The organism is Streptomyces sp. NPDC047042 (genome assembly GCF_040644035.1).
In the GTDB taxonomy this organism is placed as follows: Bacteria; Actinomycetota; Actinomycetes; order Streptomycetales; family Streptomycetaceae; genus Streptomyces.
The window spans coordinates 243,521-259,223 of record NZ_JBEYVP010000001.1 but is presented as its reverse complement, the minus strand read 5'-3'; the positions used below and the strand labels follow the sequence as shown (position 1 = coordinate 259,223).

Below are 15,703 nucleotides of genomic sequence, written 5' to 3'. Positions count from 1 at the left end.
CCGTGCAGCCTACGTGCGCGTGTGCGCCGTCTCGTCCGCATCCGTCTCGGGCGCATCCGTCTCGGGCGCATCCATCTCGTCGGCCGCCGTCTCGTCGGCCGCCCCGGCGGTCCGACGGCCCGGCAGCCGGGAGACAAGGCGCACGCGTGCGCGTGCCGCACCGTCACCGAGCCGGCGCAGGAACGATGTGGGCAGGAAAACGGCGTCCGCCGCGATCATCGCGAGGGAGAAGAAGGGCAGCCCGAGGACGACGGCGATGACGGCGTGCTCGGTCATCATCACGGCCAGCAGGACGTTCTTGACCCGCCGGTTGAACAGCGTGAAGGGGAAAGCGACCTGCACGACCACCGTCCCGTACGTCACCAGCATCACCATCGTGCCGCTCGACGCCATCAGGTCGGAGAGGGCGGGCCACGGGGAGAAGTAGTCGAGGTGGAGCGGGTAGTAGACGGCGGTGCCGTCCTGCCAGCGCGAACCCTGGATCTTGTACCAGCCGGCCGTCGCGTAGATCAGACAGGCCTCGGCCATGATCACGAAGAGGGCCGCGTTGTGGACGACGTTGCCGACGATGTCGAGCAGCATCCGGAGCCCACCGGGCTGCTCGCCTCCCTGCTCACCGCCTTGCCCGCTGTTCTGCTCGCCGCCCGGCGCCCGGCGCGCGACGACCCACCACACGCCCATGGCCGGCCACATCCCCCAGAGGATCACCGGAACCAGTGGGTCGCCGTCGAGCTTCCCGGCCGCGGTACCGGCGACGAGGAGCGACCCGAGGACGGCCCAGAGCGCGGGGCCCACCCGGTCGGGGGCGGCGAACGGCACACGCGCGCGTGCCCTGCGGGCGCGTCGGGCGTCCAGGGACCACACCTGGCCGCAGCGCGTGAACACCAGGTAGAGGGACATCAGGTGCAGGACGTTGTCACCGCCGTCCCCCACGAAGATGCTGCGGTTCTGGAGCGAGAGCACCCCGACCATGAAGACCACGGACAGCGTGCGGGTGCGCCAGCCGAGCAGGAGAAGAAGGCTGGCGAGGACGGCGAGGACGTAGACGAGCTCGAACCAGACCCGGCTGCCGGACCACATGAGCACGGTGAAGGCGCCGTTGTCCGAGATGAGCTGCTGGGCGAGATCCCAGCTCCAGGGCCCGTCGGGGCCGTACAGCTCCTGCCGGTGCGGGAACTCGCGCAGCAGGAACAACAGCCACGTCGCCGAGAAGCCGATCCGCACGACGGCGGCCTGATAGGGGCCCAGGACGGTCTCGGTGACCCGCCCGATACCCAGGGAGGCCGCCCGCGAGAACGAACGGAAGAGCGAACGGGAGGCCGTCGGCTCGACGGGGGTCATGAGCCGTCCCCCTTCGCCTTGTCCTCCGTGCCCGCCGTCCGCGGCGCCTCGTCGTCGGGGACGGGCCACCAGGGCAGTACGCGGTACGTGGGCTTCTCGGGCACCTGCTCCTGGCTCCACTCGGGGGGTCGGACGTTCGTGCTGCGCGAGCGGACCTGGACGCGGTCGATCGTGCCGCCCGGGCCTACCGCGCCCTCGCGCTCGAGACGCAGGACGACGATGCGGCGCAGGTACGCCTCGGAGAGGGCACCGCGCAGGCCCGAGGGGCGGTTCTGGGCGTCGTGCGAGCCGGCGAGGAAGTCCCACGCCCGGCGCAGCTCGTTCTGCTGGGTGTGGCTCGGCACCGGATTGCCGTGGATGGCCTCGCCGTCCAGCGCGGAGAGGTCGTACCAGCCGGTCGTCCGGGCCCCGCCGTCCGCCGTACGGACATCGGCGCGGACCTCGACGGCGATGTTCTGCTGCAGCGGGTTGGGGGCGAACAGCTTCCAGTTCTGTTCGAATTCCGGGTAGATCCAGTCGTCGATCGCCGACGCGTGCTCCCTGGTGACCGTGTTCGAGGGCGCGACGTGCAGAAAGACCATCCCGAGGTGGACACACACGACCACGGCGACCACCGCTACGGCCAGGGCCGCACCCACCTGGTACGGGAGCGACAGAGCGGCCAGGGACGGGCGCGGCGCTTCCCGGGGCGGTGGCGGGGTGCCGCCGAGCATGGAGCTTCCGGCCTCACCGACCTCACCGGCCTCACCGGGCTCGCCGACCTGGCCGACCTCGCCGGGCTGGTCAGGCTCGCCGGGCTGGTCGCGCCCGTGTCGGGCGGTCGAGTCTGCCTCGTACGCGTCCATTGCGCCCCGCCTCCCGCTACCCGGTCCCATCGCACCACGGCGTGCGCACGGGCACGGTACTCAGGGCCGCCCGCCCGGCGCAGCCCCCTCCGCACACCCGCACACGCCGTGCACGGTGCCCGGACAGCCCGCTGACACCCTACGGCCCACCGTTGGAGCACCGATTCGAACAAATCGAACAATCTGCCGTCGCCGCGCACCCCGCGGTCCCATCCGTTCCCTTCTTCTAGAACCTGTTCTATCTTGACGCCCCGTCAGGTCACCCGCCCCCGGGCCGAGAGGACAGCACCGTGGACTTCAGGTTCAGCGAGGAGCAGCAGGCGGCGGTCGAGGCGGCCCGGGCGGTCTTCGGCGGGGTCGCACCGGACGGCGTACCCAGCCCGTCGCTCGTCCCGGGTGCCGTCGCCGACGACTTCGACCGCGCCCTGTGGGAGAGGCTCGCCGGTGCTGACCTGCTGAGCCTGCTGCTCGACGACGAGTTCGGCGGCGCCGGCCTCGACGCCATCGCCCTGTGCCTCGTCCTGCGCGAGTCCGCGAAGGTACTGGCCCGGGTCCCCCTGCTGGAGAGCTGCGCCGCCGCCGCGGCCGTACAGGCATTCGGCGACGGGGAACTGCGGGACGAGGTGCTGCGCCGGGCCGGGACCGGCGACCTCGTCCTCACCGTCGCCGCACACGGCCGCACCGGCCACGACGCCGCCGAACTCGCCGTAACCGCGAACCGGGACGGCGACCTGTGGGTACTCGACGGAGTACAGACGGCGGTGCCCTGGGCGCACAACGCCGACTTCGTCCTCGTACCCGCCCGCACCGGCACCGAACGGACCGTCCTCGCCCTGGTCCCCCGCCTCCACGAAGGCGCCCCGCTCGACGGCCTGATCCTCGCCGAGCAGATCTCCACCGCCGGCGAACGGCTCGCCGAGCTACGCCTGGATTCCGTACGTGTACCGGACCACCACGTCCTCGACACCGAGGACGCCTGGCCCTGGCTGCGCGATCTGCTCACCGTCGGCACCTGCGCACAGGCCCTAGGACTGGGGACCGCCGTACTGGGCATGACCAGCGACTACACCGGCAAACGGGAACAGTTCGGGCACCCGCTGGCGACGTTCCAGGCCGTCGCCGTCCAGGCCGCCGACCGGTACATCGACCTGCGCGCCATGGAGGCCACACTCTGGCAGGCGGCATGGCGCATCAGCACCGGGGCGAGCGGCGCCCTGCCGGTCTCCGGAGACGTGGCCGTCGCCAAGATCTGGGCCTCGGAAGGCGTACGCCGGATCGTGCAGACCGCGCAGCACCTGCACGGCGGTTTCGGCGCCGACACCGACTATCCGCTGCACCGCTACCACGCCTGGGCCAAACACCTGGAGCTGTCCCTCGGCCCGGCGGCGGCACACGAGGAGACACTCGGCGACCTGCTCTCGGCCCACCAACTGGCCTGAAACCGGCGCCGAGCCCTCACCCACCCCGGACTCGGCTCAGGCGACGAAGCCCGGCGCACCCTCGTCGGTGACGACCGGGCGGCCCGCCGCCTCCCACACCTGCATACCGCCGCCGACGTTCACGGCGTCGATGCCCTGCTGGACCAGATAGTTCGTGACCTGCGCCGACCGGCCCCCGGACCGGCAGATCACGTTCACCCGACCGTCCTGCGGCGCCGCCTGCGTCAACTCGCCGAAGCGCGCGACGAACTCGCTCATGGGGATGTGCAACGCCCCCTCGGCATGCCCCGCCTGCCACTCCTCGTCCTCACGGACATCCAGCAGGAAGTCGTCGTCCTTGAGGTCCGCGACCTCGACCGTGGGCACACCAGAACCGAAACTCATGCCCCGACGATACCCACGTCACCGCCCGAGCAGCGCCGCGAGTTCCGCCTCACGCTGCGCGACCTGCGCCAGCAACTGCTCCGCGATCTCCTCCAGGAGACGGTCGGGGTCGTCCGGAGCGAGCTTCAGCATCGCGCCGATCGCGCCCTCCTCCAGCTCCCTCGCGACCAGCGTGAGCAGCTCCTTGCGCTGGGCCAGCCACTCGAGGCGCGCGTAGAGCTCCTCGCTGTGACTCGGCTGCCACTCGGCGGGCGCCGGACCGGCCGCCCACTCCTCGGCCAGCTCCCGCAGCGCCACCTCGTCGCCCCGCCCGTAGGCCGTGTTGACCCGGGCGATGAACTCGTCGCGCCGCGCCCGCTCCGCCTCGTCCTGCGCCAGGTCCGGATGGGCCTTGCGCACCAGCTCCCGGTAGACCTTCCGGGCCTCGTCGCTCGGGCGGACCCGCTGCGGGGGCCGCACCGGCTGCTCGGTGAGCATCGCCGCGGCCTCCGGGAACAGTCCCTCCGAGTCCATCCAGCCGTGGAACAGCTCCTCGACGCCGGGCATCGGCATGACCCGCGCCCGGGCCTCCCGCGCCGCCCGCGCGTCCTCCGGGTCACCGCTGCGCGCGGCCTTCGCCTCGGCGATCTCGGCGTCCAGCTCGTCGAGGCGGGTGTACATCGGGCCGAGCTTCTGGTGGTGCAGCCGGGAGAAGTTCTCGACCTCGATACGGAACGTCTCGACCGCGATCTCGTACTCGATGAGCGCCTGCTCGGCGACCCGTACGGCCCGCTCCAACCGCTCCTCGGGCCGAGCACCCTCGGCCTGGCCGCCCGCACCGGCCTCCGCCTGCGCCTCAGGCGCGTCAGGAGACTCCCGCGCCCCTTCGGCTTCGGGCACGGACGAGGACTGCTCAGCTTCCGGGGTCGTCACCCGCCCAAGCGTAGGCCACGGCTCCGGCGCCCACCCAAGGTCACCGAACAGACCCCGAAGTCACCCCACACCCGTCACACTCCGCCCCGACGACCACGGCCCCGCGCATCACCGACCCGGCCCGCACACTCAGCCCCGGCCATCACCGACCCGGCCCGCGCATTCCGGCCCAGCGATCACCGACCCAGCCCTCACACCCGGCCCAGCAACCGGTCGCCCCAACCCCCCTCACACCCCCATCTCCGCGGCGATCCGCCCCGCCCGCACCGCCGCCACCAGCACCGCGTGATCCGCCTCCGTACGGTCGGCGTAGGCCGTCGCGAACGTCGCCATCGCCTCGTCCAGCTCGTCGCTCTTGCCGCAGTACCCGGCGATCAGACGAGGATCGGCACTGTGGGCGTGGGCCCGGGCCAGCAGGGCGCCCGTCATCCGCCCGTAGTCGTCGATCTGGTCGGCGGACAGCGCGGCCGGGTCCACGCTGCCCTTGCGGTTGCGGAACTGCCGCACCTGGAAAGGCAGTCCCTCGACCGTCGTCCAGCCCAGAAGTATGTCGCTGACGACCTGCATCCGCTTCTGCCCGAGCACCACCCGGCGCCCCTCGTGCACCGCGCCCGCCGCCTCCACCGGGTCCCAGCCGGCGGTCGCCAGATGCGGGACCAGCGCCGACGGACGGGCCTCCTTCACCTGAAGGACGAGCGACTCCCCCTTGTGATCCAGCAGCAGAACGACGTACGACCGCGCACCCACACTCCCCGTGCCGACGATCCGGAACGCCACATCGTGCACCGAGTGCCGCTCCAGCAACGGAAGACGGTCCTCCGAGAGCGTGCCCGCGTACTCCTCCAGGGACGCAGCCACCGCCGCGGCCTCCGCGTCCGGCACCCGCCGCAGCACCGGAAGAGCGTCGACGAAGCGCCGCCCGCCGTCCTCGGTGACCTCCGTCGACCTGGCCGCGAACCGCCCACTGGTGTTGCCCCGCGCCTTCTCGGACACCCGCTCGAGCGTGCCGATCAGATCATGGGCGTCCGTGTAGGAGACAAGCTCCTCGTCCGCGATAGCGTTCCACGCGTCCAGCACCGAAAGCTTCGCCAGCAGCCGCATCGTCCGCCGGTACGCCCCGACCGCGCCGTGCGCCGCCTTGCGGCAGATGTCCTCGTCCGCGCCCGCCTCCCGGCCCGCGAGCACCAGCGAGGCGGCGAGCCGCTTGAGGTCCCACTCCCAGGGGCCCTGGACCGTCTCGTCGAAGTCGTTCAGATCGATGACCAGACCGCCACGCGCGTCACCGTAGAGACCGAAGTTGCCCGCATGGGCGTCGCCGCAGATCTGCGCGCCGATCCTGGTCATCGGCGTACGCGCCAGGTCGTACGCCATCAGGCCCGCCGAACCCCGCAGGAAGGCGAACGGGGTCGCCGCCATCCTGCCCACCCTTATCGGGGTCAACTCGGGGATACGACCACGGTTGGACTCCCTGACCGCCGTCTCCGCGTCCGGACGCGAACCGTCCGCTCCCGCGTCGAACAAGGCGTGCGAGCCGCGCGGAACCCGCTGCCGCAGCGCCTTCCCCTCCTCCTTCGGGGAGGAACCCTCCGCCTCCCACTGAGCGAACCCAGGCACCCGGGGAAGCTCCCGCGCCCGGCTGCGCACCACCGTGGCCCCCGCCGACTCCGTACTGACCTCGGTCATCGCGACCGCCTTCCCCACTCCCCGCACCGCCACCAACATCAACTGGCGACGACCGTACCGCCACACATCCCCATCAGGTCAGACCCTGTGGATAAGTCGGGCAGCCCGTGGACGCACCTCATATGAGAGAGACCTCACATCCTCGCGACGGCGAGGTGAGATGCACGCGCACAACGAGGTCCACGAGCAAGACGCGAGCACAACGAGAAACGGCCCTCATCGTGATCACGATGAGGGCCGTTCACTTGTGCGCGAGGGGGGAGTTGAACCCCCACGCCCTTGCGGGCACTGGAACCTGAATCCAGCGCGTCTGCCTATTCCGCCACCCGCGCATTGGGTGTGTCCTCTAGCCCTGCTCCCTGCGGTGCTGGGGCCTTCCGACATCGAGAAGATTAGCACGCTGGAGGTGGTGGGTTCACATCCCTTTCCCTCCGCCCCCGCCCACCCCGAACCCACCCAGAACCCACCCCGGACCCGCCGACCAAGCCGGACCGGCTGCGACTACGTATCAACACGAGCCTGTTCACGTATCAACCTCGTACCGGTCAAGCCCATCTCCTATGGAGGCGGGCAAGGTGCACAGTCAGGTGCGGGACACTGGTTTGGCGCCGCCTCTACGATCTGGGTAGGGCCCGAGGAGTTCGAAGGGGAGCTTCACAGGGAACTTCGTCAGGCGTCGACACCTGTCGACCGGGCTGACAGGGGGAACCAGCCGTTTTCCCCGCGCGTGGATACGATCAGTAAGCAGTACCAGGCACGACAGGCACGACAGGCAAGACAGGCACGGCACGCACGGCTCAGACAGAGCAGCAACCTGGAGGAGGTGCCCCATGGGAGTCCTGAAGAAGTTCGAGCAGCGTCTCGAAGGTCTGGTCAACGGCACCTTCGCCAAAGTGTTCAAGTCCGAGGTCCAGCCCGTGGAGATCGCGGGCGCACTGCAGCGCGAGTGCGACAACAACGCGACCATCTGGAACCGCGACCGGACCGTCGTACCCAACGACTTCATCGTGGAACTGAGCGCACCCGACTACGAGCGCCTCAGCCCCTACTCCGGACAGCTCGGCGACGAGCTCGCCGGGATGGTGCGGGACTACGCCAAGCAGCAGCGGTACACCTTCATGGGCAACGTCAAGGTGCACCTGGAGAAGGCCGACGACCTCGACACCGGCCTGTACCGGGTCCGCAGCCGTACGCTCGCCTCCTCCACCAACCAGCAGGCCCCCGGCGGACCCGGCCCCGCCGCCCCCGCGGCCCCGCCCAGAGGCAGGCCCGCGGCCGGCGGCTACGGCTATCCGCCCGTCGCACCGCCCCCGATGCCGGCCGCACCGCCGCCCGGCGGACGCCCCGGCGCCGCCCCGGCGGGCCCGCCCATGGGCCAGCGGCCCACGGCCGGCGCGGGCCGACTGCGCTCCTGGGTCGAGATCAACGGCGCCCGCCACCAGATCTCCGGCCCCACCCTCGTACTGGGCCGCAGCACCGAGGCAGACGTCCGGATCGACGACCCCGGCGTCTCCCGCCGGCACTGCGAGATCCGGCCCGGAACGCCCCCGACGATCCAGGACCTCGGGTCCACCAACGGCATCGTGGTGGACGGGACGCACACCACCCGCGCTACGCTCCGCGACGGCTCGCGGATCGTCGTGGGCAGCACCACCATCATTTACCGGCAAGCCGAAGGGTGAAGCGGGGGCAATGTCAGAGCTGACCCTCACGGTCATGCGGCTGGGTTTCCTGGCCGTACTGTGGCTGTTCGTGATCGTGGCCGTGCAGGTCATCCGCAGCGATCTGTTCGGTACGCGTGTCACCCAGCGCGGGTCGAGGCGTGACAGCGGCCGCCAGCAGCAGGCGACCGCCCGGCAGACCGCCGCGCCACCCCAGCAGCGCCAGCAGCAGCCGTCCGGCGGCGGCAGGCAGCGCCGGGGCGCCCCCAGCAAACTGGTCGTCTCCGAAGGCACCCTGACGGGCACCACCGTCGCCCTCCAGGGGCAGACGGTCACCCTCGGCCGGGCCCACGACTCGACCATCGTGCTGGACGACGACTACGCCTCCAGCAGGCATGCCAGGATCTACCCGGACCGGGACGGCCAGTGGATCGTCGAGGACCTCGGGTCCACCAACGGCACCTACCTCGACCGGACCCGGCTGACGACTCCGACACCGATTCCGCTGGGCGCGCCGATCCGCATCGGCAAGACCGTCATCGAGCTGCGGAAGTAGTGCTGCATCATGAATAGGCGCGAGCGGAGCGAGCAGGCGGCGGCGGTCCATGCGAAGGGCCCCGGCGCGCTCCCGACCGGAGGGTGGGCACCGTGCGGATGTACCCGGAGCCGACGGGCGAGGTGCGCATGAGTCTGTCACTGCGCTTCGCCGCCGGATCGCACAAAGGCATGATCCGCGAGGGCAACGAGGACTCCGGCTACGCCGGTCCCCGCCTCCTCGCCATCGCCGACGGCATGGGCGGCCAGGCCGCCGGTGAGGTCGCCTCCTCCGAGGTGATCTCCACGATCGTCGCCCTCGACGACGACGTCCCCGGCTCCGACATCCTCACCTCGCTCGGCACCGCCGTGCAGCGGGCCAACGACCAGCTCCGGATGATGGTCGAGGAGGACCCCCAGCTGGAGGGCATGGGCACCACGCTCACCGCCCTCCTGTGGACGGGCCAGCGCCTCGGCCTCGTACACGTGGGCGACTCACGCGCGTACCTCCTCCGGGACGGCGTCCTCACCCAGATCACGCAGGACCACACCTGGGTGCAGCGCCTCGTCGACGAGGGACGCATCACCGAGGAAGAGGCCACCACCCACCCGCAGCGCTCGCTCCTCATGCGCGCTCTGGGCAGCGGCGACCATGTCGAACCCGACCTCTCCATCCGCGAAGTCCGCGCCGGCGACCGCTACTTGATCTGCTCCGACGGGCTGAGCGGGGTCGTGTCCCACCAGACCATGGAGGACACCCTCGCCAGCTACCAGGGCCCCCAGGAGACCGTGCAGCAGCTCATCGAGCTGGCGCTGCGCGGCGGCGGCCCCGACAACATCACCGTGATCATCGCCGACGTCCTGGACCTCGACACCGGGGACACCCTCGCCGGCCAGCTGTCAGACGTACCCGTCGTCGTCGGCGCGGTCGCCGAGAACCAGCACAACCAGCACCACCTGCACGACGGCGGCGCCATGCAGACGCCCGCCGGACGCGCCTCCGGGCTCGGCCGGCAGCGGCCCGCGCACGGCGGCGGCGGCGAGTTCGGCCCGCCCGGCTCCGGCGACACCACCGGCTACATCCAGACCGGCAGCTTCGGCGGCTACAGCGACGACGACTTCGTCAAACCCAGCGCCGGCCGCAGGTGGTTCAAGAGAACCCTCTACATCACCCTCGCCCTCGCCGTCATCGGCGGAGGCCTGTACGGCGGCTACCGCTGGACCCAGACGCAGTACTACGTCGGCGCCAGCGACGACCACGTCGCGCTGTACCGGGGCATCAACCAGGACCTGGCCTGGATCTCGCTCTCGAAGGTCGAGAAGGACCACCCCGAGATCGAACTCAAGTACCTGCCCGCCTACCAGCAGAAGCAGGTCGAGGGCACCATCACGGAGGGCGGCCTCAAGGACGCCCAGTCGAAGATCTCCGAACTGGCCACCCAGGCCTCCGCATGCAAGAAGCAGGAACAACGGCGCGCGGCCGACAACGCGAACAACGCCAAGACCGGCGAGGGCGAGGCCGGAGGCACCACGGGAACCACCCGTAACGCCGCCGCGTCCAAGGCAACGCCGAGCCCGACGCCGTCCGGATCGGCGTCCCCGTCCGCAACCGCACCCACTCCCACACCCGGCCCCAGCCTCTCCGAGGAAGAGCAGAAGCTGGTCTCGCTGTGCGGTAAGCAGTAGGCAAGCCGTGAGGGGCCACTTCATACGATGAGCAGTACAACCAACACCTCGCAACACCACACGTCCACGATCGGCGCGATCGGCACCCCTAGCCGTCGCAACACCGAACTGGCGCTCCTGGCGTTCGCCGTCGTCATCCCGGTCTTCGCCTACGCCAACGTGGGCCTGGCCATCGACGACAAGATCCCCGCGGGCCTCCTCAGCTACGGCCTCGGCCTCGGCCTGATCGCCGGCGTCGGCCACCTCGTCGTACGCAAGTTCGCCCCGTACGCGGACCCACTGCTGCTGCCCCTGGCCACGCTGCTCAACGGCATCGGGCTGGTCGCCATCTGGCGACTGGACCAGTCCCCGAAGCTCCAGCGGCTTCCCAACTACGTCGAAGCAGCCCCCCGCCAGCTACTGAACTCCGCACTGGGCGTCGCCCTGTTCGTGGCGGTGCTGGTCCTCCTCAAGGACCACCGCATCCTCCAGCGCTACACCTACATCTCCATGGCCGGAGCCGTGGTCCTGCTGGTCCTTCCGCTGGTCCCGGGCCTCGGCTTCGACAACTTCGGCGCCAAGATCTGGATCAGGATCCCCGGCCTGGGCAGCGTCCAGCCCGGCGAGTTCGCGAAGATCGCCCTAGCGGTCTTCTTCGCCGGCTATCTGATGGTGAAACGCGACGCGCTGGCCCTGGCCAGCCGCCGCTTCATGGGCCTGTACCTGCCCCGCGGCCGCGACCTCGGTCCGATCATCGTGGTCTGGATCATCTCGATCCTGATCCTGGTCTTCGAGACCGACCTCGGTACGTCGCTGCTGTTCTTCGGAATGTTCATCATCATGCTGTACGTCGCCACCGAGCGGACCAGCTGGATCGTCTTCGGTCTGCTGATGTCGGCGGCCGGCGCGGTCGGCGTCGCCAGCTTCGAGTCGCACGTCCAGCAGCGCGTCGAGGCCTGGCTCGACCCGATGAACGAATACCTGCTCAGCCAGAAGGGCGTCTACGGCCACACCGAGCAGTCCATGCAGGCCCTGTGGGCCTTCGGCTCCGGCGGCACCCTCGGTACCGGGCTCGGCCAGGGCAACTCCGACCTCATCGGCTTCGCCGCCAACTCCGACTTCATCCTCGCCACCTTCGGCGAGGAACTCGGCCTGGCCGGCGTCATGGCGATCCTGCTCCTCTACGGTCTGGTCGTGGAACGCGGCGTCCGCACCGCCCTCGCCGCCCGCGACCCCTTCGGCAAGCTGCTGGCCATCGGCCTGTCCGGTGCCTTCGCACTCCAGGTCTTCGTCGTCGCCGGCGGCGTCATGGGCCTCATCCCGCTCACCGGTATGACGATGCCGTTCCTCGCCGCCGGTGGCTCCTCCGTCATCGCCAACTGGGCCCTCATCGCCATCCTGCTCAGAATCAGCGACACCGCACGCCGTCCCGCGCCCGCCCCGGCCCCCAACCCCGACGCCGAGATGACCCAGGTGGTCCGACCGTGAACAAGCCCCTGCGCCGGATCGCGATCTTCTGCGGGCTGCTCGTACTCGCCCTGCTCGTCCGCGACAACTGGATCCAGTACGTCCGGGCGGACGCCCTCAAGAACGACACGCTCAACCGACGGGTCGCCATCGAGCGGTACGCCACACCCCGCGGCAACATCATCGTCGACGGAGATGCCATCACCGGCTCCGTCGCGTCCAGCAGCAGCGACTTCGAGTACAAGCGCAGCTACAAGGACGGCCCCATGTGGGCCCCCGTCACGGGCTACGCCTCACAGGCGTTCGGCGCGACGCAGCTCGAGTCCATCGACGACGGCATCCTCACCGGCAACGACGACCGGCTTTTCTTCCGCAACACCCTCGACATGATCACGGGCAAGAAGAAGCAGGGCGGCAACGTCGTCACCACCCTCAACGCCGCAGCCCAGAAAGCCGCGTACGACGGCCTCAAGGGCCGCGGCAAGGGCGCCGTGGCCGCGATCGACCCGTCCACCGGCGCGATCCTGGCCCTGGCCTCCTTCCCCTCGTACGACCCCTCGACGTTCGCCGGGAACTCGGACAAGGACTCGGAGGCCTGGCAGAAGCTCCAGAAGAAGGCCGACCCGAACGACCCCATGCTCAACCGGGCCCTGCGCGACATCTACCCCCCCGGCTCCACCTTCAAGGTCGTGACGGCCGCGGCGGCCCTCGAGAACGGCCTGTACACGGACGCCGACCAGAAGACGAACTCGCCGCGCCCCTACATCCTCCCGGACACCAGGACCGAGCTGAAGAACGAGGGGAACATCCCCTGCGAGAACGCGAGCATGCGCGTCGCCCTCCAGTACTCCTGCAACACCGTCTTCGGCAAGATGGGCGTCGACGTCGGCAAGGACAAGATGCTCGATGAGGCCAAGAAGTTCGGCTTCAACGAGGAGCAGTTCATCCCGGTCCGCGCCGCCGCCTCCAACTTCCCCGAGAAGATGGACAGGCCCCAGACCGCGCTCAGCTCCATCGGCCAGTTCGAGACCGCGACGACCCCGCTGCAGATGGCCATGGTCGTCTCCGCGATCGCCAACGACGGCAAGCTGATGAAGCCGTACATGGTCGACAAGCTCCAGGCCCCCAACCTCGACGTGCTCCAGCAGACCGAGCCCGAGGAAATGAGCCAGCCCCTGTCCACCGAGAACGCCCAGACCCTCCAGTCGATGATGGAGACGGTCGTCAAGGACGGCACCGGCAAGAAGGCGCAGATCAGCGGCGTGACCGTCGGCGGCAAGACCGGCACCGCCCAGCACGGCGTCGACAACAGCGAGAAGCCCTACGCCTGGTTCATCTCCTACGCCAAGCTCCCCGACGGCAGCTCACCGGTCGCCGTCGCGGTCGTCGTCGAGGACGAGGGAGCCGTCCGCGACAACATCTCGGGCGGCGGTCTGGCCGCGCCCATCGCCAAGAGCGTGATGGAGGCGGTCATCCAGAGCAAGCGGTGAGAGCCCCGTCACGTCCCCTTCACATCGGTGCACGTTGCGATACCGGTCCGGTATCGGCTGACGGGCTTGGCCAGGTCACACAAATGAACCCGGGTACCGTATGCCCGGACGGCACAGCCGGACCACACACAGGTGCGGTCGGGACCGACGGAGAGGGCTGGTAGGAAGCTATGGAAGAGCCGCGTCGCCTCGGCGGCCGGTACGAGCTGGGTCACGTGCTCGGCCGTGGTGGCATGGCAGAGGTCTACCTCGCACATGACACCCGCCTGGGCCGCACCGTGGCAGTGAAGACGTTGCGCGCCGACCTCGCGCGCGACCCTTCCTTCCAGGCCCGGTTCCGCCGGGAGGCCCAGTCGGCCGCCTCGCTCAACCATCCCGCGATCGTCGCCGTGTACGACACCGGCGAGGACTACATCGACGGGACGTCGATCCCGTACATCGTGATGGAGTACGTGGACGGCTCGACCCTCCGCGAGCTCCTCCACTCGGGCCGCAAGCTGCTGCCCGAGCGGACGCTGGAGATGACCATCGGGATCCTCCAGGCATTGGAGTACTCCCACAGAAGCGGCATCGTCCACCGCGACATCAAACCGGCCAACGTCATGCTCACGCGCAACGGCCAGGTCAAGGTCATGGACTTCGGCATCGCCCGCGCCATGGGCGACTCCGGCATGACGATGACGCAGACGTCCGCGGTCATAGGAACGGCCCAGTACCTCTCGCCCGAGCAGGCCAAGGGCGAACAGGTGGACGCGAGGTCCGACCTGTACTCGTCCGGCTGCCTGCTCTACGAACTCCTGACCGTCCGGCCCCCGTTCATCGGGGACTCCCCGGTCGCGGTGGCGTACCAGCACGTACGGGAAGAGCCCCAGCCCCCCTCGGTGTTCGACCCCGAGATCACCCCCGAGATGGACGCCATCGTCCTCAAGGCCCTCGTCAAGGACCCGGACTACCGCTACCAGTCCGCCGACGAGATGCGCCTCGACATCGAGGCCTGCCTCGACGGCCAGCCCGTCGCGGCCACCGCGGCCATGGGCTCGGTCGGCTACGGCGCCTACGGCTACCCCGACGACCAGGCCACCACCGCCCTGCGCTCCGACGCCGGCGCGACCACCATGCTCCCCCCGATGAGCCCGGACGACGGCGGCTTCGGCTACGACGACCGGGGCCCCCGACGACGCCAGCAGCAGAAGAAGTCGAACACTTCGACGATCCTGCTGGCCGTGGCGGGCGCACTGGTGCTGGTCGGCGCCATCCTGATCGGCAAGTGGGTGTTCGACGGGCAGGGTGTGAAGGACACCACCCTCAAGAACCCGAACTTCGTCAGCCAGACAGAGGACGACGCCAAGAAGGCGGCGGTGAACGTCGAACTGAAACTGACGTTCACCCCCAAGGCCTGCGAGAACGAGCCCAAGGGCAACATCTGCTCCCAAAATCCCGCAGCCGGCGCCGACGTGAAAAAGGGCGACACCATCGCGCTGGTGCTCTCCACCGGGGCGCCGAAGGTCGTCGTACCGAGCGTGCTCGGCGAGCAGGTGGACGACGCCACCAAGGAACTCGAGAGCGACAAGTACCAGCTCGACGTCAAGACGGAGACCAAGGAGTCCCCCGAGGACCCGGGCAAGGTCCTCGAACAGTCCCTGGACGTCGGCGACGAGGTGGAGAAGGGCACGACGATCACCCTCACCGTCGCCAAGGAAGAGGAGAAGTCGACGGTCCCGGCGGTCCTCGGCCAGGACTGTGAGACCGCCAAGCAGCAGATGCAGGCCAACGACCTCGTCGGCGAGTGCACGGAGATCGACACCCAGGACGACAACCAGGTCGGCAAGGTCATCTCCACCGTCCCGAACTCGGGCACCCAGGCCGACCCGGGCGACACCGTGACCATCCAGATCGGCAAGAAGGCCGAGGTCCAGAAGACCCCCGTCCCGGACGTCACCCGGAAGACCGTGGGCGAGGCCAGGCAGATCCTGCAGGGGGCCGGCTTCAACAACATCCAGTTCGCCAACGGCAGCGACCAGAGCGACACCGCCATCGTCATCGCCCAGGATCCGCAGGGCAACAACGGCAACGAGGTCGAGGATCCGGGCAGCACCCAGATCACGCTGCAGACCATCAACTTCGGCGGCGGCAACAACGGCGGAAACAACGGTGGAAACGACGGCAACCCCTTCGGCTGACCGTCTGTCTGTCACACGAGTGAGCCCCGGCGCCTTCCCAGGCACCGGGGCTCACCCATACCCGTGTACGAAGTCCGACCACATCTTCGTCGAGGCCGTTCG

The 15,703-nt window shown here is 69.6% G+C and carries 12 protein-coding genes and 1 tRNA gene; 7 read left to right on the top strand and 6 right to left on the bottom strand.

What is annotated here, in order from left to right:
* Positions 1 to 9: 9 nt before the first annotated feature.
* Together ABZ855_RS01310 and ABZ855_RS01305 are read right to left on the bottom strand one after the other, a co-directional pair.
* Positions 10 to 1,341, bottom strand: a complete 1,332-nt coding sequence (locus tag ABZ855_RS01310) for an HTTM domain-containing protein (protein WP_360798990.1) — start codon at positions 1,339 to 1,341, stop codon at positions 10 to 12.
* A complete protein-coding gene (locus ABZ855_RS01305) occupies positions 1,338 to 2,186 on the bottom strand; it encodes a DUF5819 family protein (RefSeq protein ID WP_360798987.1) in 849 nt (282 codons plus the stop codon). The genes ABZ855_RS01310 and ABZ855_RS01305 overlap by 4 nt, the downstream gene beginning before the upstream one ends.
* 290 nt (positions 2,187 to 2,476) lie before the next feature.
* Here ABZ855_RS01305 and ABZ855_RS01300 point away from each other — a divergent pair, with 290 nt between their 5' ends.
* A complete protein-coding gene (locus ABZ855_RS01300) occupies positions 2,477 to 3,625 on the top strand; it encodes an acyl-CoA dehydrogenase family protein (RefSeq protein WP_360798984.1) in 1,149 nt (382 codons plus the stop codon).
* 36 nt (positions 3,626 to 3,661) lie between these two features.
* Here ABZ855_RS01300 and ABZ855_RS01295 read toward each other — a convergent pair whose 3' ends face one another.
* The 4 genes from ABZ855_RS01295 to ABZ855_RS01280 all read right to left on the bottom strand — a co-directional run bounded on the left by ABZ855_RS01295 (position 3,662) and on the right by ABZ855_RS01280 (position 6,936).
* Positions 3,662 to 3,991 (bottom strand): rhodanese-like domain-containing protein, encoded by a 330-nt coding sequence (locus tag ABZ855_RS01295; RefSeq protein ID WP_360799265.1) that lies wholly within the window; start codon positions 3,989 to 3,991, stop codon positions 3,662 to 3,664.
* A gap of 36 nt (positions 3,992 to 4,027) precedes the next feature.
* Entirely contained in the window at positions 4,028 to 4,921 is an 894-nt protein-coding gene (locus ABZ855_RS01290; protein ID WP_360798980.1) for a hypothetical protein, read from the bottom strand.
* Between the two features lie 228 nt (positions 4,922 to 5,149).
* The gene (locus ABZ855_RS01285; protein ID WP_360798977.1) at positions 5,150 to 6,604 is read right to left on the bottom strand and encodes a DUF2252 domain-containing protein; all 1,455 of its coding nucleotides are present in this window, start codon (positions 6,602 to 6,604) and stop codon (positions 5,150 to 5,152) included.
* Between the two features lie 248 nt (positions 6,605 to 6,852).
* Positions 6,853 to 6,936 (bottom strand) — tRNA-Leu (locus ABZ855_RS01280).
* Between the two features lie 498 nt (positions 6,937 to 7,434).
* Between ABZ855_RS01280 and ABZ855_RS01275 the strand changes: the two genes are divergently transcribed.
* The 6 genes from ABZ855_RS01275 (at position 7,435) to pknB (ending at position 15,601) form a co-directional block, all read left to right on the top strand.
* A complete protein-coding gene (locus ABZ855_RS01275) occupies positions 7,435 to 8,286 on the top strand; it encodes a DUF3662 and FHA domain-containing protein (RefSeq protein ID WP_360798974.1) in 852 nt (283 codons plus the stop codon).
* 10 nt (positions 8,287 to 8,296) lie between these two features.
* Positions 8,297 to 8,821 (top strand): FHA domain-containing protein, encoded by a 525-nt coding sequence (locus ABZ855_RS01270; RefSeq protein WP_319097717.1) that lies wholly within the window; start codon positions 8,297 to 8,299, stop codon positions 8,819 to 8,821.
* Positions 8,822 to 8,949: 128 nt separating this feature from the next.
* A complete protein-coding gene (locus tag ABZ855_RS01265; RefSeq protein ID WP_360798970.1) occupies positions 8,950 to 10,485 on the top strand; it encodes a Stp1/IreP family PP2C-type Ser/Thr phosphatase in 1,536 nt (511 codons plus the stop codon).
* Positions 10,486 to 10,512: 27 nt separating this feature from the next.
* Positions 10,513 to 11,952, top strand: coding sequence for an FtsW/RodA/SpoVE family cell cycle protein (locus ABZ855_RS01260; RefSeq protein WP_360798967.1), 1,440 nt, complete (start codon positions 10,513 to 10,515; stop codon positions 11,950 to 11,952).
* Positions 11,949 to 13,421: a penicillin-binding protein 2 gene (locus tag ABZ855_RS01255; protein ID WP_360798964.1), complete on the top strand. Its 1,473-nt coding sequence runs from the start codon at positions 11,949 to 11,951 to the stop codon at positions 13,419 to 13,421. The genes ABZ855_RS01260 and ABZ855_RS01255 overlap by 4 nt, the downstream gene beginning before the upstream one ends.
* A gap of 170 nt (positions 13,422 to 13,591) precedes the next feature.
* The gene (pknB, locus tag ABZ855_RS01250; protein ID WP_360798961.1) at positions 13,592 to 15,601 is read left to right on the top strand and encodes a Stk1 family PASTA domain-containing Ser/Thr kinase; all 2,010 of its coding nucleotides are present in this window, start codon (positions 13,592 to 13,594) and stop codon (positions 15,599 to 15,601) included.
* The last annotated feature ends 102 nt before the right edge of the window (positions 15,602 to 15,703 follow it).

Bases quoted from the DNA above. Each gene is read 5' to 3' on its own strand.
- ABZ855_RS01310 (WP_360798990.1), bottom strand. From the start codon at position 1,341: ATGACCCCCGTCGAGCCGACGGCCTCCCGTTCGCTCTTCCGTTCGTTC.
- ABZ855_RS01305 (WP_360798987.1), bottom strand. From the start codon at position 2,186: ATGGACGCGTACGAGGCAGACTCGACCGCCCGACACGGGCGCGACCAG.
- ABZ855_RS01285 (WP_360798977.1), bottom strand. From the start codon at position 6,604: ATGACCGAGGTCAGTACGGAGTCGGCGGGGGCCACGGTGGTGCGCAGC.
- ABZ855_RS01275 (WP_360798974.1), top strand. From the start codon at position 7,435: ATGGGAGTCCTGAAGAAGTTCGAGCAGCGTCTCGAAGGTCTGGTCAAC.
- ABZ855_RS01270 (WP_319097717.1), top strand. From the start codon at position 8,297: ATGTCAGAGCTGACCCTCACGGTCATGCGGCTGGGTTTCCTGGCCGTA.
- ABZ855_RS01265 (WP_360798970.1), top strand. From the start codon at position 8,950: ATGAGTCTGTCACTGCGCTTCGCCGCCGGATCGCACAAAGGCATGATC.
- ABZ855_RS01260 (WP_360798967.1), top strand. From the start codon at position 10,513: ATGAGCAGTACAACCAACACCTCGCAACACCACACGTCCACGATCGGC.
- pknB (WP_360798961.1), top strand. From the start codon at position 13,592: ATGGAAGAGCCGCGTCGCCTCGGCGGCCGGTACGAGCTGGGTCACGTG.